This is a genomic window from Nostoc sp. (assembly GCF_036917555.1).
Lineage (GTDB): Bacteria > Cyanobacteriota > Cyanobacteriia > Cyanobacteriales > Nostocaceae > Nostoc.
Genome location: NZ_JBALDD010000063.1, coordinates 295,497 through 314,499 on the forward strand (window position 1 = coordinate 295,497; position 19,003 = coordinate 314,499).

Below are 19,003 nucleotides of genomic sequence, written 5' to 3' on the forward strand. Positions count from 1 at the left end.
GCCTTCCCATAGGGTAGGGGCGCAGAGGTCAGCACAAAGGTACGCAGAGAATTAGCGATGTCATTTGATTGCCTTTGAGGTAGTAAATGCGAAAATTCTCCGAAATATTGAGATGCAAAGATGTAAATAACTTTATCCTTATGAACAAGGATATGTTGAGACAATACGAGACAATTGCACTACCAGCATTATGCCCATAGATTTACGGGAATTTTATCAGGCTAGCGATCCCAGCAGAACTCTGTTTGTCAACAATAGCTCTGATGGCAAGTATTATATAGATTTTTCCTCGGTACGAGGTGGTGATATTCTTGGCAAGCTGAAGCAGAAAATTACTTTTTTTAAGCCGAATGAACCCACTTGCACTTTATTTACTGGGCATATTGGTTGTGGTAAATCGACAGAACTATTACGGTTACAGGCAGAACTGGAAAAGTTAGGCTTCCATGTGGTCTATTTTGAGTCCAGTGATGATTTGGAAATGACTGATGTCGATATTGCTGATGTGCTGCTAGCGATCGCTCGTCGGGTGAGTCAAAGTCTGGATAAAATTACTCTGGAGTCACCTAATAAGTTTAATGAGTTGCTGCAAGGTGCTTGGAAGGTATTAAACTCCGAGGTGACGGGGGTAAAAGTTAAGGTTCCGAATGTCGGCGATTTTGGTGTCACCTCTGAAAAAGAAAAGCTTTCTCTGTCTATGGGCATTGGTGAAATCACCGCGAAGATGAAAAATGACCCAACGCTGCGAGAAAAACTCAATCAGTATTTAGCACCGCAAAAAACTAAGTTGCTGGAAGCGATTAATCAAGAATTATTGGAACCTGCGATCGCTAAACTCAAACAGCAGGGTAAAAATGGTCTAGTCGTAATTGTCGATAATCTTGACCGCATAGATAATCGTGCCAAACCTTGGGGTCGTCCGCAGCAGGAATATTTATTTGTCGATCAGGGTGAGTTTTTGACAAGGCTTAATTGTCATCTCCTCTACACCATGCCCTTGGCTTTGAAGTTTTCCAATGATTACGGAATGCTGACTCAGCGTTTCCCAGAAGACCCCAAGGTGTTACCTATGGTACCTGTACAAAAAACTGATGGCAGTGTTCATGTAGAGGGAATGGCACTCATGCAGCAGATGGTACTAGCTAGAGCTTTTCCTGACATGACACCAGAGGAGCGTTTAAATAAAATTACGGAGATTTTTGATAGTGCTGCAAGTCTAGAGCGGTTATGTAAAATGAGCGGTGGTCATGTACGGGACGTGCTGAGGCTGCTGAATACCTGGATTATGGAAGAAATGAGTCTTCCTCTAACCCGTGAAACCTTAGAGCAAGTTATTCGTTCTCGTCGGAATGAAATCATGTTGCCGATTTCTGAGGATGAGTGGCAATTGTTACGTCATGTCAAGGAAAGGAAAAAGGTGAGTGATGACCACGGATATCAAAAACTGATCCGTAGTCGGTTTGTGTTTGAATATCGGGATGGTGGCGAGCCTTGGTTTGATGTTAATCCGGTTTTGGCTGAGGCCAGGGAGTTGAACGTTTCTTAACGGTAGGGTGTGTTAAGGCTTCTGTAAGGCATCATCTCCGGTTTTCAGTGCATTATGCTTCGCGGTAACACACCCTACATCTGCTATTCGCCCTGGCTCTTTTAATCCAAAATCCAAAATTCCAAATTGGTATGACAGATTCACGGCAACCTGAAAATGAAAAGGGACTGCAACAATTAGCTTGGGCGATTGAGTCCTCTGTGGGACAGTTTAAGCTGATTTTGGCCCGGTGTAATTATGCTAGAGAGCGCGATCGCTTAATCCCCAGACTGCGGGAAATTTGTCAAGTCGAAATTTGTGTCTTGGCGGTGCAGCAATCTAACAGGACTCTTTATACTGCGATTCAGGAAGAATTCGGCGAAGAAACACCAGCCTGTGTGATGGTTGTGGGTTTGGAATCTGTGCAGAATTTGTCTGTGATGTTAACTTCTGCAAATCAGGTGCGGGAGGAGTTTCGCAAGAATTTTGCTTTTCCCTTAGTGGTGTGGATTGACGATGAAATCTACGAGCAACTAATACAGTTTGCGCCAGATTTGGAAAGTTGGGCAACTACAAGAAATTTTGCCATATCAACACAGGAATTAGTAGATTTTATCATCCAAACCGCTAATCAATGGTTTAGTAATAATCTAAAATTGAGCGTCAATGTCTATCTGAAACTGGAAAATGAGTTAGAAGCAGCGCAAAGAGATTTAATTAAAAAGCCAGATATTTATAATTTAGATATTCAAGCTAACTTAGAATCTTTATTAGGTTTTATTAAACAGATAAATAATCAAAAGGATTCGGCGTTAGAGCATTATCACAAAGCTTATAAGCTCTGGCAGGAAAGTCATAATTTAGAAAGACAGGTAAAAATCCTCGGTGAAATTAGCTTTTGTTATTATCTCAAAGCTTTGAAGCATCAAGATATCAATTGTCAAGATGGCCAGACAAGTTGGCATTATCTTCAAGAGTATATAAATCTTATTAACCAGTTTCAAAGTCCAGACTTAATTGCTAACTCAGTAGTTAAATTTGGTGATATCTTGCGAGACTTGAAAAAGTGGGAAATATTGCAGAGTCTTTCTGAACAAGCTTTAGTAATCCATCAAAATAACAAACAGCTAAAGGAATTAGCCAAAGATTACGGCTTTTTAGCTGAGGTGGCTTTGGCTCAAAAAAACTGGGTGAAGGCAAATCAGTTAGTTAAGCAAGCATTAAAAGTTTTTGCTGCGATTCCAAATCTGGAATCAGCTAATATATCAGGGGTTTTATCTGATATTCCCGAAAGGGTTTTAAAATCAAAAGACTTGAGCTTATATCAGTTTATTTTAGGTCGTTCTCAATACAACTTAGGTCAAATTCAACAGGCAACTTTCAGCGTAGAAATTGCTACAAATGTGGGGAATCCCCTAGAAGATGTCAGGCTTTACTTGGATATTCTCAGGTTTTTGCAGCAGGTTTATTTTGAGCAGAAAAAATATCTCCAAGCATACAACATCAAACAGCAACGGCGTTCCATAGAACAGCAATTTGGCTTGCGGGCTTTTATTGGTGCGGGTAAGTTAGAAGCTACAAAACAGGCATTTGTAGAGTCATTGCGCTCAAACTCTCCCCAAGGAAATATTGCCCCAGAAATTGCTGCATCTGGTCGCCTCTTGGATGTAGAACGTTTAATTGAACGCATGGGTCGCCCTGATTATAAGTTGATAGTAATTCATGGGCAATCGGGTGTAGGCAAAAGTTCCTTGGTGAATGCGGGACTAGTGCCAGCTTTAAAGAATAAAGCCATAGGTACTCAAGATTATTTGTCGGTGGTAATGCGGGTTTACACCAACTGGGTGGAAGAGTTAGGGAGGCTTTTGGGAGGGAGTGGGGAGTGGGGAGAGTTAGAACCTCAACGTTCAGCCTCAGAACTCGGAACTTTGACCTCAGAACCTCAACGTTCAGCTTTAGAACTCGGAACTTTGACCTCAGAACCTCAACGTTCAGCTTTAGAACTCGAAACTTCGACCTCAGAACCTCAACGTTCAGCTTTAGAACTCGAAACTTCGACCTCAGAACCTCAACGTTCGACCTTTGAACTCGGAACTTCGACCTCAGAACCTCAACGTTCAGCTTTAGAACTCGGAACTCCGCAATATTTAATATCCAGACTCAAAGAAAACGAACAGCACAACCTCCGCACAGTGCTAATTTTCGATCAATTTGAGGAATTTTTCTTCGTTTACACCGAACCTGCACAAAGGAAGCAATTCTTTGAGTTTCTGGGAGAGTGTCTGAATGTTCTATCGCTGAAAGTTATCTTATCGCTGCGGGTAGATTACATTCATTACTTGCTGGAGTGCAATGATTTGTCCAGTCTACAAATTATTGGCAATGACATTCTCAGTAAGAACGTGCTTTACAAATTGGGGAACTTCTCACCTAGTGATACGAAGTCAATTATTCAGCGTTTAACTGAAAATACTAGTTTTCACTTAGAACCTGTTTTAGTTGAACAACTGGTGCAAGATTTAGCCGGAGAATTGGGTGAAGTTCGTCCCATTGAGTTGCAGGTTGTGGGAGCGCAACTGCAAACGGAGAATATTACAACTCTGACAGAATATCAGCAGCGTGGAACTAAGGACGAATTGGTTAAGCGTTATTTGCATGAAGTTGTTAATGATTGTGGTGAAGAAAATCACCAAGCAGCAGATATATTACTCTATTTGCTGACCGATGAAAAAGGAACTCGCCCTCTCAAGACTCGCGCTGAGTTGGAACGCGATTTGTTCCCGTATTTCTCGGAGATCCCCCCAACCCCCCTTAAAAAGGGGGGCTTTATTCTTTCAACCCCCTTTTTAAGGGGGTCGCCGCAGGCGGGGGGATCAGAAGCCAGGGCAAAACAAGCTTCTGAAATCAGCAAATTAGATTTGATTTTAGAAATTTTTGTTCAATCCGGTTTAGTGGTTTTGCTACCAGAAAACCCGGCTGACCGTTATCAACTGGTACATGACTACATCGCCACTTTTATCCGCCAGCAACAGGAACCGAAGTTAAAGCAGGTAATGGCGGAACTGGAAGAGGAACGAAAAGAAAGAAAACTGAGTGAGGCGAAACTAAATAGCTTTCTCAAACGCGCCCTTTTTGGTACTGTGGCCGCAGGTTTAGGATTTGCTGCTTTAGCAGCAGCAACATTCCAATGGGCAGTAGAGGCAAATGTTAATCAAATTAGCGCCATCAATAATTCTTCGGAAACCTATTTTGTCTCTGGAAAACATGCAGATGCTTTAATAGCAGCCTTAAAAGCAGGTAGCAAACTCAAGCATACACTTTGGGCACAGCACAGAAGCGATACCCGAACGCAAACCGTGTTAACTTTACAGCAAGCGGTTTATTTAAAGCCAAACGAGAAGAAAGAAAACCGTGCGATCGAGGTGAATACTTTAGAAGGTCATAGCAGTTCGGTCATTAGCGTCGCCTATAGCCCCAATGGACAACAGTTAGCTTCTGCAAGTGATGACAAGACGATCAAAATCTGGGATGTCAGCAGTGGTCAACTCCTGAAAACCCTAACTGGTCATAGCAGTGAGGTCAATAACGTCGCCTATAGCCCCAATGGACAACAGTTAGCTTCTGCTAGTCGTGACAAGACGATCAAAATCTGGGATGTCAGCAGTGGTCAACTCCTGAAAACCCTAACTGGTCATAGCAGTTATGTCTTTAGCGTCGCCTACAGCCCCAATGGACAACAGTTAGCTTCTGCTAGTCGTGACAAGACGATCAAAATCTGGGATATCAGCAGTGGTCAACTCCTCAAAACCCTGACTGGTCATAGTAGTTATGTCTATAGCATCGCCTACAGCCCCAATGGACAACACTTAGCTTCTACAAGTGCTGACAAGACGATCAAAATCTGGGATGTCAGCAGTGGTCAACTCCTCAAAACCCTGACTGGTCATAGCGGTACGGTCAGAAACGTCGCCTACAGCCCCAATGGACAACAGTTAGCTTCTGCAAGTCATGACAAGACGATCAAAATCTGGGATGTTAGCAGTGGTCAACTCCTGAAAACCCTGACTAGTCATAGCAGTGAGGTCATTAGCGTCGCCTACAGCACCAATGGACAACAGTTAGCTTCTGCAAGTTTTGACAAGACGATCAAAATCTGGGATGTCAGCAGTGGTCAACTCCTCAAAACCCTGACTGGTTATAGCGATACGGTCTTTGGCGTTGCCTACAGCCCCAATGGACAACAGTTAGCTTCTGCTAGTTCTGACAACACGATCAAAATCTGGGATGTCAGCAGTGGTCAACATCTGAAAACCCTGACTGGTCATAGCAGTTATGTCTTTAGCGTCGCCTACAGCCCCAATGGACAACACTTAGCTTCTGCAAGTTTGGGCAAGACGATCAAAATCTGGGATGTTAGCAGTGGTCAACTCCTCAAAACCCTAACTGGTCATAGCAGTTATGTCTATAGCGTCGCCTACAGCCCCAATGGACAACATTTAGCTTCTGCTAGTTCTGACAACACGATCAAAATCTGGGATGTCAGCAGTGGTCAACTCTTCAAAACCCTGACTGGTCATAGCGATACGGTCTTTAGCGTCGCCTACAGCCCCAATAGACAACAGTTAGCTTCTGCTAGTCGTGACAAGACGATTAAAATCTGGGATATTAGCAGTGGTCAACTTCTGAAAACCCTAACTGGTCATAGCAGTGAGGTCAATAACGTTGCCTATAGCCCCAATGGACAACAGTTAGCTTCTGCAAGTACTGACAAAACGATCAAAATCTGGGATGTCAGTAATGGTCAACTCCTGAAAACCCTGACTGGTCATAGTAGTGAGGTCAGAAGCGTCGCCTATAGCCCCAATGGACAACAGTTAGCTTCTGCAAGTTTGGACAAGACGATTAAAATCTGGGATGTCAGCAGTGGTCAACTCCTCAAAACCCTGACTGGTCATAACAGTTATGTCTTTATTGTCGCCTACAACCCCAATGGACAACAGTTAGCTTCTGCTAGTCGTGACAAGACGATCAAAATCTGGGATGTCAGCAGTGGTCAACTCCTCAAAACCCTGACTGGTCATAGCGATTTGGTCACAAGCGTTGCTTACAGCCCCAATGGACAACAATTAGCTTCTGCTAGTGAAGATAAGACAATAATTTTATGGGATTTGGATTTAGATAATTTATTACACACTGGTTGCAACTTACTAAATAATTACCTCATTGCCCATCCAGAAGTGTTAGAAGAGTTGCAATCATGCCAAACTCCATCGTGGTTGGCGCAAGGGGCGACAGCGTTACTCATCCAAGGTGAGAACTTAGCGCGAAATGATGATATGAATGGCGCTGTTAAAAAGTTTGGCAAAGCACAGCAGTGGAATAATAAATTAAAGTTTGATTCCCAACTCAGAGCAAAAGAATTTGTCAACAAAGGCAAGGCTGAACGCTTGATTAGTGAAGGAAACAGAATTGTCGAAGAAGGCAAGGTAAAGGAAGCACTAGCAGATTACGCAGGAGCTTTAAATTTAGATCCAAAAGTTGAAATCTCCGCCGACTCTTGGAACTCACTTTGCCGATACGGTAGCTTACAGAAACAAGCTACTGATGTCATATTTGCCTGTGAAAAAGCCGTTGCACTTGCACCTGAAGATGGCAACATTCGTGATAGTCGTGGCTTGGCTAGGGCGCTGACTGGAAACATCCAAGGGGCGATTGAGGACTTTGAAGCATACATCGCCCAGACTGACGATAAAGATAGTAAAGCACAACGGCAGCGCTGGGTGAAAGATTTACGCGCAGGGAAGAATCCGTTTACAGATGCAGAACTTAAGAAGCTACGTAATCAGTGATAGACATTTGTCATTGCGAACGTAATGACATAAATATTTTTGCATAAGTACTCAAAAGGGCGGTTAGAAACTGCGTCTACACAAACAAAAACCGACCTCCGTGGGTTTCAAATCCTCAGTTTTTTCTTAGTCCGCGTAGGCGGACTTTGCCTATGTAGCCGCGAATTCCATTCGCCCTGGCTTTGTAGGTGCGATGCTCCCAATACGGTTCGGTTAAGATCCCCCCGCCTACGGCGACCCCCTTAAAAAGGGGGTAAAAGAGGCTTGGAAGCCCCACTTTTTAAGGGAGGTTGGGGGGGATCTTCAAAATATGAAAACGTTAACCGAACCGTATTGCGATCGCTCCCATTCAATAGGGCTAAGATTAAGTTGTATCTAAATAAAATAGACGAAATAAATAATTACAAGGCAAAAGGATGGCATACAGCGATTTTAGTCTCGCTAAGGTGAAAAAGAGTTTTGACTTAACACTGGATGAAACTCGGAATTTATTTGCTGATACCAAACCTGTTACACCATCAGAAACTCTCAGAACGATTTTAATAGATTACATCCCTTTAGCAACTGCAATTTCAACCGAAAAAGCCAGGTCGGAGTTTTTAATTGCACCAATCCTCGCAGAGGTTAGACGATTATTAAATAATCAAATCTCGCTGTTCTCTGGAAATGAATTTAATGTTGATGCTACTTTAGGCTTGCAAGGTTTTTGCGATTATATAATCAGCAATTCCCAAGAGCAATTATTTATTTCTGCTCCAGTAATGTTTATTTTTGAAGCGAAAAAAGAAGATATTATTGGCGGTCTGGGTCAATGTGTAGCGGCAATGATTGCAGCACAGTTGTTCAATCAAAATCAAGGCAATGAAGTTGGGCGGATTTACGGCTCAGTTACTAGTGGAACTAATTGGAAGTTTTTATTTTTAGAAGGGACGACTGTTTATATAGATTTGACTGAGTACTATATTAAAGAAGTTGATAAAATTTTAGGTATTTTATTGCAATCTTTTCAGCCTGTTTTAACTACTGTTTGAATATATAGCAGGTGCTGATGTAACTTAGCTGGTCAAGGTTTAAAATTTGCTAAAAAATAAGAGAAGTTAAAAAACTCGTCCACAATTACCATTATTCAATTGATATGAGTCTATATTGTCTAGTTCACGGTGCCTTCCAAGCCACCTGGTGTTGGGATTTGCTAATTCCCTACTTAGAAGCACAAGGTCACAAAACTGTAGCAATGGATTTACCAATTGAAAATGCATCTGCTACTTTGTCCGAATTTGCGGATGTAGTAATTCAAGCGCTGCCAAAAACTGATGATGATATTGTGCTAGTCGGTCACTCAATGGCTGGTACGATAATTCCCTTGGTTGCAGAAGCGGTAAAAGTGCGTCAACTAGTGTTTGTGGCTGCGCTACTTCCATATCCCGGAATTAGTACACTCGACCAATTTTCTCATCGTCTTGATTCTGATACGCTCAAATCATTCAATTACCAGCCCAAAGACCCAAGTATACTCGAACAGTTCTACGATGAACCTGATATGTTTGAACCAGCTTCCGTAGGGAAAGATTATTCAGACAAAGCAGTATTAAGGGATTTTTTCTTTCATGATTGTCAACCAGATGTAGCACAGTGGGCAATCTCGAAAAGTCGTTCGCAACAATCTATGGCATATATATTTGAAACCAATCCTCTAAAAGCTTTGCCAAATGTTGAGCGTAAATATATTGTTTGTACCAATGACCGAATATTGTCTCCTACATGGTCACACTACGCTGCACGCAAGCGTTTAGGAGTCGATGCCATTGAGCTAGTTTCTGGACATTGCCCACATCTGTCTCATCCTGACCTTCTGGCCTCTGTATTAACTAGTGATTAATTGTTTGAGTTTGGCTCAATTGTTGCCATAGCAAACTTATTTTCCAACTGCTGCATTTTTGACGAATCTTATAAAAATGTGGAATATCTTACTGGTGCAATCGCTCATAATAGATGAAGCCCCATAAATATAAAAGAGGTTAAAGATGCTAAATGCGGTTGAGTTTCAAGCAAAAATTCAAAATGGTTTAATTCAGATTCCTGATGAGTACAAACAAGAGCTTGGTGAAGGAGATGATATTAAAGTAATCGTTTTGGTGACGAAAAAATCATCTAAGAAAAGAGACATAATTGATGAATTAACAGAAAATCCTGTTCAAGTGGATGGTGTATTCAGCCGTGAGGAAATTTATAACTGATAATTATGAGTTCTGGTACATCTTTTATTAATACAAATGTTTGGCTTTATCGTTTATTTGACGATAACAAGATGGAGGTTGTAAAAAGAACAAGAAAGCGTAATATTGCTATTGCAATTACAGAAGCTGAAGGAATCATCATTAGTACACAGGTTGGGAATGAGGTTGCTGCCAATTTGCTCAAAAAAGCAGCCTTTAACGAAGGGCAAATTAAAGCTGTGATTCAGTCGCTTTATCGCCGCTGTACTGTGGTAGAGTTAAATCTGACTGTTTTTGAATCTGCATCAGATATCCGCAGTCGATATAATTTTTCTTTTTGGGATAGTCTAATTATTTCTTGTGCGCTATCCGCAATAGCAAGTATTCTCTATTCTGAAGATATGCAAGATGGGTTAGTAGTCGCTGGTCAATTGGAGATTGTGAATCGATTTAAAAAAGACCAGAAACCGCGTCTAAGCCGTCTCTAGCCTTAATTTACTGAATGGGCAGTACCAGACTCGAACTGATGACATCCTGCTTGTAAGGCAGGCGCTCTACCAACTGAGCTAACCGCCCGTTTGACAATCCTTAACTAATATAGCAAAACATTTCGCATTGCGCTAGTAGTTTTAAGAAAATCTTTTTTTCTCTTATACTGACTCAGTATTCAGTTACTCAGCACTCAAGATTTAGGATGCCCTCTGGTCGGACGCACGATCGCATTACTATGTATGCTCTGCCATTCGTGGTGGGCGTTACTTTTTGGCAGAGTCGCAGTAGCAATGCGACTTTGTTGGTTGCAGGCGGGTTTCTCTTTGGTGGGCTGATGTTTGGCCCCGATTTGGATATTTACTCTGTGCAATTCCAACGTTGGGGTTTCTTGCGCTGGATTTGGCTACCTTATCAAAAAAGTCTTCGACATCGTTCTTTTTTATCCCACGGGCCGATTATTGGCACGATTGGGCGGATACTTTATCTGGGGTGTTTGCTTGCTATTTTGGCAATTTTCATTTTGGCGATCGCTCAAAGGTTGTGGAATCTGAGTTTTAGTTGGCAGGATTTGGGACAAACTGTGGGGCGATCGCTCGTGGATTACGATACTGAATATATCGCTCTGTTTTTGGGGTTGGAACTCGGTGCAATGAGTCATTCTCTTAGCGATTGGGGTGGTTCGGCTTATAAGCGTTTTAAAAAGCAGGGGGTTCGGGGGTTGCTTCCTAGTGGCAAAATTAAGAAGCGGAAAGTGAGGGGTGGTAGTCGTCGGGCGAGAGTGAAGAAATAATTTTTTTTAACGCAAAGGAACGCTAAGGGAAGTGCAGAGGTATGGAAGATAAAAATGAGAGTTTGGCGGCGTTGCAGGAGTTAATTGAGGTGGTGGCGAAGTTGCGTGAGCCTGATGGTGGTTGTCCTTGGGATTTGGCTCAAACTGCGGAAACTTTGACGCCCTTTGTGATTGAGGAAGCTTATGAGGTGGTGGATGCGATTAAGGGTGGGGATAAGGGTGCGATCGTAGAGGAGTTAGGCGATTTATTATTACAGGTGGTATTACAAGCCCAAATCGCTAGCGAATCGGGGCAATTTTCTCTCAAGGAAATAACTCAGGGGATTTCCCAAAAGTTGATTCGCCGTCATCCTCATGTGTTTGGTGATGTGTCTGTTGCTAGTGTGGATGAGGTGCGACAAAATTGGGAACAAATCAAAGCTGCGGAAAAGGGCGAAGCATCTCCAGACGCGCAAAAATTTAGTGCTAAACTCGCTCGTTATGGACGTACTCTTCCCCCACTGACGGCGGCGATGAAGATTTCTCAAAAGGCTGCGGCGATCGGGTTTGAATGGGAAAATATTCAGGGCGTTTGGGATAAGTTTCATGAAGAGTTAGGAGAGTTTCAGCAGGCTTTAGCTGAAGAAACACCCGAACGACAACAAGCAGAATTAGGCGATTTACTGTTTGCGGTGATTCAGCTAGCCCGTTGGCATAATCTTGACCCCAGCGCCGCTTTGCAAGGCACAAATCAACGATTTGTCCAGCGATTAGAAAAAATGGAGGCAGTTGTTGACCGTCCCCTTTCTGATTACAGTTTGAATGAGTTAGAAACTCTTTGGCAACAGGCAAAAGCTCAACTTGCTAAAGAAGGGAGTGGGCATTAGTCATTGGGCATTGGGCATGGGGCATTGGTTATTCTTCTTGTCTTCCTCATCTCCGTCATCTCCCTCATCTCCGTCATCTCCCCCATTCCCCCATTCCCCACTCCCTTGTTCAAGATTCTTTAGCATCGAACCACTTATCATATAGCGATTGATAAGTACCATCTTCTTTGAGACTCAGCAAGGCCAGATTAATTGGTTTACGGTAGGGACTGTTGTTAGGCAGAATGATGCCGTAGCTTTCTTCACGCAAGATACTGCCAACAACCTGTACCTTCCCTTTGCCTTCATGGGCAGCATAGAAGAGGAGTACAGGTGCATCAAACACCACAGCATCAGCTTTTTTTGTTTGCAAAGCATTGTAAGCTTGCTCAATTTTGCTAACTTCTAAAACTGAAATATTATTTTCTCGCAAGTATATGGCTGCTGTGCTACCCGCAGTCGTGGCCACTACCTTGCCGGGTAAATCGTCTATACTTCTGATATCGCCCTGAAGCTGTTGTACTGTCAATGAGGTAGTAGCGCTGGCTGTAAAGTAGGCGACAAAAAGTACTCCAATGAACATCCAGACAATACCTACTAGGCGTCCCATTACTCCCTTGGGCATTTCATCAGCTTGGGTTGCTAATGTGGCAGCTGCCCACCAACAAGCTTTGAAAATGCCAGGAAAGTATGATTGGGGAATCATCCCATCTTTATGATGACGCTCAGATAACCAAATAATGTGGGCTGCTACGACAATTAACATTAGGGCAATGCCTATTACCTTCAAGAGGGTAGCAGAGAAAAACAATTGCAAAATATTTGGGAAGGCACTGTCGTTCTTCTCTGGATTTCGTACCATAATTTGCAGCCCCCCAGCAAAAATAGGTAATGAGAAATCAAAATTCTGCTCACGTTCGGCTGTAATCGAGATAGCTGAAATCCCCAAGTTGGCTTTGCCCTCCTTAATAGCAGAAAGCAGTTCCGGCACAGAGGAATATTCAATAAATTTAGACTCTACACCTATTTGGTTGGCGATGCTGCGCCAGAGGTCGATACTGAATCCCGATAGCTCACCTTTGTCTGGTAGCACAAAAGGGGGTATAACTCGTGTAGCTACTAATAACGGTTGTTGGAGTTGTGGTTTTTGGGCCAGTCCTAGGGATGTCATTAACAATAATGCCAGAATCCCACCTATTAATCCTATGCAGGTATACAGTGCTAAGGAACGCTTAGTTTTGTTTTTCGGGTCATATCTGCCAATTGAGCTGTTTTTTCCAGCCATAAGTTGGCGAAATCTACTAGCGATCGCATTGATCATTAGAATTCTGTTAGGGTTGTGTGCATAATCTATTTATCATGCCCACCCCAACCAAGATCATCAAAAGTTGCCAAAAACCAAGTTTAACGCATAAGTAAGCTCCCGTAAAATCTGCGAACGCCGAATCAACAAATGCGAACGCCGAATCAACAAATGCGAACCCCGAAATAACAAATGCGAACGCCGAATCAACAAATGCGAACCCCGAAGTAACAAATGCGAACGCTGTATTGTCCTGCCCTCTGCCTCCTTCAATAAAAAAAGGAGGCAGTTACTAACTACCTCCTGACAAATTAAAGCTTGGATGGACTGAGAAATGCTTTGACAGCAGCCTAGAAACTCAGCTAGCTGCGGCTCAAAAACATAGTCAAGACCACTCCCAGGATAATCGATCCACCGCCAAGGATGAATGACCAGAAGCGATGATAACTGTTGACAATGGTGCCATTTTCACTCTGGAGTTGAATCAGATCCATCCAAGGCGCAACACCTCGACGGAACCAACCCACAGCCCCAACTTGTTCACCAATCAAGCTTTGGACTCGCTTCATCCCAAACAGGAAATTGCCGATGGGGCCAAAGCGTGAGGTGTAATGCAGATAAAGCATTCCGCTACGATCTTGAATTTTTAAATCGGAACCAAATTTATAACCAGCGTCGCCACGACCAATAAGTTGACCTTCCAGTTTTGCAGGTTGTCCACGCAACGGGCTGGCATAAGGGTCTGACATCAGGGTGAGAATATCGGTTTCTGGTGCTTGCTTGTAGTCAGGGAACATTACCAAGGCTTTGACGAGAATTCCGATCCCTAAGCCAATTAGTGGCGCACCCAATACCAAACCTGTGTTTGGGGAACTTGACCACAGAATCACACCCATTACCAAGCCAACTAAGAAACCAATTGTTTCAGCACCGTACAATACAACATCTAAAAAGAAGTTGCCGTAAAGCCTACTTTTATTAAGAGTTTTTCCTTCTCCAATAACTCGCCCCATATCAAACTCAGTCGGTAAACCCAATTGTTCGGCGTATGTACTTAACGCACGAACTCGTTTACCTGTCAATGGGTGAGTGGAATTTAACTCCATCCACCAGCCCCAAGGGTTAAACATATCCCACAGAAAGACGCGACCAACTTTTTGGGTATCGGATGCAATGCGGTAGGCGGTTCCTGTGGAAGCAGCGGCTTTATGGTCATAGATACCCAAGGCGCGAGTTCCTTCAATTAAACGGCTGGGTTCTTGTGTCCGCGAACCTTCTTCTAAAATTCCATAAGCAATCTTTACCAAAGCGCGGGATAATCCATTGGGATTACCTGTACTTTCAGCTGCAAAGTGGTCAGCAAAGTATTCTCGTGTGCGGGAGAGGTACAGCACTAGATAAGTACCGACGACATAAAACACGTAAGCAACTAGGGCAGCAGTTTGCATCGCATCTTTGATTTTGCTATCGCCACCGCCACGCCCAAATCTTCTGGCTGTGCTGTAAATTAAGTAACAAATTTGCACTAAGGTAGAAGCTACTGTCATCACTGCAAAGTCCCAGTGGACGATGTGCCCCAGTTCGTGGGCATAAACGGTAGCAATTTCATCATCATCTAGATATGTAAAAAGTCCCTGACTGACGACTAAACGGGCACTGTTCGGCAATGAGCCATAAGTAAAAGCTGTGGGGTTTTGGTCGTTAATGATTCCCAAACGCGGCGTTTTCAGCTTTTTCTGCTCACAGACTTGGCGAATAACTTTAGCTGTCTCTGGACTGAGGGTTTCAACTTCTGCCAACTCTACCCAGCGAGTTTGGTAAAGCCAGCCTTGAGTTAAGTCCATGATGAATGGAGATATGAAAAAGGCGGCGATATTAAAAGTTAAGGTAATACCAATAGCGATCGCTAATCCTTGGAGTGGATTGTCGCTACCCAAAATAAAAACTAAGCTTAAACTTAAAGCCAACACCATGCCAAACAGCAAGGTCATGGTGACACTAGAAGCTAACGCCAAACTACCACCCACTCCCCCCATCGCTAATTTCATCCCAGTCGTAGCGGCACGACCAGCTTTTTGGCTAACGTTAGATGGCGTTTGACGAAAAGATTGACTGGCTTGTTCTGCCCAACTGCGAGCCTGTGGGTTTTCACTCATGATTAACTTTTGACACAGGGCCTTGGCTTTTTCGGTTTCGCCTGTGGCTTGATAAGCTTTCATCAGCCACATCTGTGCTGAAAGATAATCTGAGGAATCGTGTTTAACAGAATCGCGGCAGAATTGTTCGAGTAATTTAACCGCTTCTTGATAACGTTTTTCTTTTAAGGCATCTAATGCAGATTGCAATGACATAGGATCTCCCTACTGAAGGAGTGGTATTTGATCTATCAATACTCAATAGATCCAGCGATCGTCACTGCAATTTCGTAAAAATTTAAATAATGACAGTATAAAATCTTTACTTAAGTAAAAGACTAGAGAAACATACATTACTATGTCTCTCTAGCCTGGGGAACGCATAAATCATGTTTAAGATTTTCAAATAAAACCTGTAATAATACTTACAATATTTTTGACGCTGTAAACTTACTACCTCTTTGTCTGTGTTTGATATTCAGAGAATAAATGTTTTGAACCAGTCTTGCTTCACCCGATTAGAGTAATTATTGATTACCCAAATGGTTCACCCGATTGGAGGAAGACGAATGATGAACATAACCTGAGATTGATAAGATGAGGAAAAGGTAAGGATTTGTACTATGACTATTTTTGATATTGCTTCTCCCCTAATTGCGATCGCAGGACAAACCCGCCAAGCAGCAAGTAAACTAGCAATTCTCTCCACTGAGGCAAAAAATCAAGCACTTGTTGCGATCGCTGAAGCTTTAGAATCAGCTAAAGATGAAATTTTACAAGCAAATGTTGCTGATTGTAAAGCTGCGACTGCTGAAGGAATTTCCCAACCACTTTATAAGCGCTTGCAGTTGGATGAACATAAATTAAGAGATGCGATCGCTGGGGTACGAGATGTTGGTAAGCTAGCCGATCCAATTGGTAAAGTGCAAATTCACCGCGAATTAGACACTGGTTTGACTCTTAAACGAATTACTTGTCCTTTAGGTGTTTTGGGAATTATTTTTGAAGCACGTCCAGAGGCGGCGATTCAAATTGTTTCTTTAGCAATCAAATCGGGAAATGGTGTAATCCTCAAATGCGGAAAGGAAGCAGTGCGTTCTTGTGAAGCGATAGTTAAGGCAATTAAACAGGGATTATCACAAACTGCTGTTAACCCAGATGCGGTACACTTGCTCACAACTAGAGAAGAAACTCTAGAACTTTTGAAGTTAGATAAATATGTAGATTTAATTATTCCTAGAGGTTCTTATTCCTTTGTCAGATTTGTCCAGGAAAATACGCGCATTCCGGTACTAGGTCACGCCGACGGAATTTGTCATCTTTATATAGATAAAGCCGCCGATATTTATAAAGCAGTTCCAATTACCGTCGATGCAAAAGCGCAATATGCTGCTGTTTGTAATGCAATTGAAACTTTGCTAATTCACCAATCAATTGCTACAGAATTTTTACCGAAAGTTGCTGAGGCTTTGCAAGAACGCCATGTGGAATTAAGAGGTGACAAACACACCTTGGAAATTTTACCTAATATAAAAACTGCAACAGAAATCGATTGGAAAACTGAATATAACGATTTTATTTTGTCGATAAAGATTGTAGACTCTATAGAAGATGCGATCGGTCATATTAACGAATATGGTTCCCGGCATACTGATGCGATTATCTCTGAAGATTCTGCGGCTGTAGAAAGTTTCTTTGGACTTGTGAATTCAGCCAATATATTTCACAACTGTTCCACCCGTTTTTCTGATGGCTTCCGCTATGGTTTCGGTGCAGAAGTTGGAGTTAGCACTCAACAAATGCCACCCCGCGGTCCTGTTGGCTTAGAAGGATTGGTGACATACAAATATCAAATGACTGGCGATGGTCATATTGTAGCTACTTACACTGGGGCGAATGCTAAAGCATTTACTCATCAAGATTTAGTGTAAAACATCATCAAAAGTATATGCTCTAGTAACGCTAGAAATACACCGGATAAATCGGTGTATTTTTTATGTTAATAGTTTATTTGAGTTATCAAAAGTTTTAATTGGGCCATGCCATCGATGATCATTTAAGAAAACCTCGTTAAAAGCTCCATTAGTGTATTGACTAATTACCTTACTCCAAAAAGCTTGTGCGCCTAAGTTCAAAGCAGTCTGCCGTACCTCCCAACTGCCAGGAAACTGGTTGAAAATGTGAGTGGCTACCTCTTCCCCAATGCCCTGACTTCGATATTTCTTGAGGATAAAGAACTCAGCAATAGACATAGTATTGTTATCTTGATAAAGATAGGTGTGCTGATTAATAAGTACAAACCCTGCCAGTTTCTCGTCAACTTTAACCAGAAATGGATGTCGCTCAGGTTCTGTCCAATAGTAATCAAGATATTGATAACCAAACAAGCCACAGGTATCTACATCTTTAGCTTCTATCTTACTCAGGTCATACTGGTATAGTTCCATTAAATTACACAGCACTGATTTCTGTTGTTGAGTAGCTTTTATCACTTCGATTTTCATAAAGCATCTACGATACTGAAACTAAAACATAATGAGCGCCAACGATTTGAACAATATCTCACATCCTAATTGGGAAGCATTGAAATCGATGTCAGATGACGACGTTGATTATTCTGAATATTCCATTATTAAACGATGAGTTTTTCGAGAAGGCAATGTTGAGATTGCCAGGAACTCAAGTACAGAACTTAATTCAAATTGATCCAGAATCATAGCTTGGTTTAAATTCCAGGGTGTCGAACACAAAACACTCATCAATTCTCTTTTGCGTCAACATATTAAATCTTTGAGATGAAGCGATCGCTTCAAGAATCTTGACTCGAAAAAGTTAGTTCTGGAGTTAACATTAACCTATTGGGACAGTTACAAAAAAATAGATTTGGCATGAGTAGCAAAATATCCAAGGTCAGTATTATTGGTGCGGGTAATGTGGGTGCAAATGTAGCAAATGATTTAGTGCTACTTGGTAAATGTGTAACAGTCGTCCTTTTTGACCGAACTTTATCAAAAGCTGAGGGGCAAGCATGGGATATTGAAGACACCATTCCCCTACTTAAAGACATGGAGATTATACCATCAAATCAGTATGAAGATTTAGCGGATTCTGATATTATTGTTGTGACTGTTGGGGTGCAGCATAAACAAGGACAGACCCGATTAGATACGTTGAACGAGAATGCACAGATCATGCGTTCGACGATGAAAGAATTGGATCGAGTTGCACCGAATTCAATCATACTTATTGTTAGCAATCCAGTGGATGTACTAACACGGATTGCGATCGCCAGTTCCACTAGAGCAGAAAACCTAATTTTCGGTTCAGGAACCGTTCTTGATACTGCTAGACTGAGATATCAACTTGGTAATCGACTGAATGTTGCAAAACTTGACGTTCATGTTTATGTGATTGGAGAGCATGGAGACAGTGAATTTGTCGTTTGGTCTAGTGCATTTATTGGGGGAATTCCGTTAACTAAATTTCCCATACCACAAGGAGCAACGCTGGAACAAATTCAGGAAGAGTACGCAGAGTTAACCCGTAAGCGAGGCTATAACATTTTTGAACGTAAAGGAAATACTAGCTATGGCATATCAATAGTAGTTTGTCAGTTAGTTGATACCATCTTGCGAGATGAAAAGCAGATATTTCCAGTATCGGCCAGAGCAGATTCTAACTATGGAATTGGCAGTGAAGTTGTTCTTGGACTTCCATGTATCATTAGCTCCCAAGGTATTGAGCGCCAACTGGTGTTACCAAGAAATCCTGATGAACAACGCTTATTAGAAGAGTCAGCCACCAAACTGAATGAAGCCTACAATTCTTTGGATAATTAAAATCAACTC

General features: G+C 42.2%; 14 protein-coding genes and 1 tRNA gene. 10 read left to right on the forward strand and 5 right to left on the reverse strand.

Translation table 11 applies throughout. The features are described from left to right. The first annotated feature begins 190 nt into the window (after nucleotides 1–190). The 6 genes from V7K60_RS23785 (at nucleotide 191) to V7K60_RS23810 (ending at nucleotide 10,078) form a co-directional block, all read left to right on the forward strand. A complete protein-coding gene (locus tag V7K60_RS23785) occupies nucleotides 191–1,546 on the forward strand; it encodes an ATP-binding protein (protein WP_334928937.1) in 1,356 nt (451 codons plus the stop codon). A 131-nt stretch (nucleotides 1,547–1,677) separates the two neighbouring features. After that, nucleotides 1,678–7,374, forward strand: coding sequence for an nSTAND1 domain-containing NTPase (locus V7K60_RS23790; protein ID WP_334928939.1), 5,697 nt, complete (start codon nucleotides 1,678–1,680; stop codon nucleotides 7,372–7,374). Nucleotides 7,375–7,790: 416 nt separating this feature from the next. Then, nucleotides 7,791–8,405 carry a hypothetical protein gene (locus V7K60_RS23795; protein WP_334928940.1) on the forward strand — a complete coding sequence of 205 codons (615 nt, stop codon included), beginning with the start codon at nucleotides 7,791–7,793 and terminating at the stop codon, nucleotides 8,403–8,405. Nucleotides 8,406–8,509: 104 nt separating this feature from the next. Next, nucleotides 8,510–9,253: an alpha/beta hydrolase gene (locus V7K60_RS23800; RefSeq protein ID WP_334928942.1), complete on the forward strand. Its 744-nt coding sequence runs from the start codon at nucleotides 8,510–8,512 to the stop codon at nucleotides 9,251–9,253. 145 nt (nucleotides 9,254–9,398) lie between these two features. Continuing rightward, a complete protein-coding gene (locus V7K60_RS23805) occupies nucleotides 9,399–9,611 on the forward strand; it encodes a hypothetical protein (protein ID WP_334928944.1) in 213 nt (70 codons plus the stop codon). A gap of 5 nt (nucleotides 9,612–9,616) precedes the next feature. Further along, nucleotides 9,617–10,078 (forward strand): PIN domain-containing protein, encoded by a 462-nt coding sequence (locus V7K60_RS23810; protein WP_334928945.1) that lies wholly within the window; start codon nucleotides 9,617–9,619, stop codon nucleotides 10,076–10,078. A gap of 15 nt (nucleotides 10,079–10,093) precedes the next feature. Here V7K60_RS23810 and V7K60_RS23815 read toward each other — a convergent pair. Beyond that, nucleotides 10,094–10,166: transfer RNA gene (locus tag V7K60_RS23815), tRNA-Val, on the reverse strand. Nucleotides 10,167–10,284: 118 nt separating this feature from the next. On the opposite strand from V7K60_RS23815, the gene V7K60_RS23820 reads away from it, so the two are divergent. Beyond that, nucleotides 10,285–10,872, forward strand: coding sequence for a metal-binding protein (locus tag V7K60_RS23820; RefSeq protein ID WP_334928947.1), 588 nt, complete (start codon nucleotides 10,285–10,287; stop codon nucleotides 10,870–10,872). Nucleotides 10,873–10,913: 41 nt separating this feature from the next. Continuing rightward, on the forward strand, nucleotides 10,914–11,738 hold the full coding sequence (mazG, locus tag V7K60_RS23825; protein WP_334928949.1) for a nucleoside triphosphate pyrophosphohydrolase: 825 nt from the start codon (nucleotides 10,914–10,916) through the stop codon (nucleotides 11,736–11,738). Here the strand turns inward: mazG and V7K60_RS23830 are convergent, their stop codons facing one another. The 3 genes from V7K60_RS23830 to V7K60_RS23840 all read right to left on the reverse strand — a co-directional run bounded on the left by V7K60_RS23830 (nucleotide 11,739) and on the right by V7K60_RS23840 (nucleotide 15,371). After that, nucleotides 11,739–11,864 carry a hypothetical protein gene (locus V7K60_RS23830; protein ID WP_334928950.1) on the reverse strand — a complete coding sequence of 42 codons (126 nt, stop codon included), beginning with the start codon at nucleotides 11,862–11,864 and terminating at the stop codon, nucleotides 11,739–11,741. Continuing rightward, nucleotides 11,848–13,038 carry a transporter substrate-binding domain-containing protein gene (locus V7K60_RS23835; protein ID WP_334928952.1) on the reverse strand — a complete coding sequence of 397 codons (1,191 nt, stop codon included), beginning with the start codon at nucleotides 13,036–13,038 and terminating at the stop codon, nucleotides 11,848–11,850. The genes V7K60_RS23830 and V7K60_RS23835 overlap by 17 nt, the downstream gene beginning before the upstream one ends. Nucleotides 13,039–13,382: 344 nt before the next feature. Beyond that, entirely contained in the window at nucleotides 13,383–15,371 is a 1,989-nt protein-coding gene (locus V7K60_RS23840) for a zinc metalloprotease HtpX (protein ID WP_334928954.1), read from the reverse strand. A 407-nt stretch (nucleotides 15,372–15,778) separates the two neighbouring features. Between V7K60_RS23840 and V7K60_RS23845 the strand changes: the two genes are divergently transcribed. Next, a complete protein-coding gene (locus tag V7K60_RS23845) occupies nucleotides 15,779–17,086 on the forward strand; it encodes a glutamate-5-semialdehyde dehydrogenase (RefSeq protein WP_334928956.1) in 1,308 nt (435 codons plus the stop codon). A gap of 63 nt (nucleotides 17,087–17,149) precedes the next feature. On the opposite strand, the gene V7K60_RS23850 is transcribed toward V7K60_RS23845, so the two are convergent. Continuing rightward, nucleotides 17,150–17,659, reverse strand: a complete 510-nt coding sequence (locus V7K60_RS23850) for a GNAT family N-acetyltransferase (protein ID WP_334928958.1) — start codon at nucleotides 17,657–17,659, stop codon at nucleotides 17,150–17,152. 384 nt (nucleotides 17,660–18,043) lie between these two features. Here V7K60_RS23850 and V7K60_RS23855 point away from each other — a divergent pair, with 384 nt between their 5' ends. Further along, entirely contained in the window at nucleotides 18,044–18,994 is a 951-nt protein-coding gene (locus tag V7K60_RS23855) for an L-lactate dehydrogenase (protein ID WP_334928960.1), read from the forward strand. The last annotated feature ends 9 nt before the right edge of the window (nucleotides 18,995–19,003 follow it).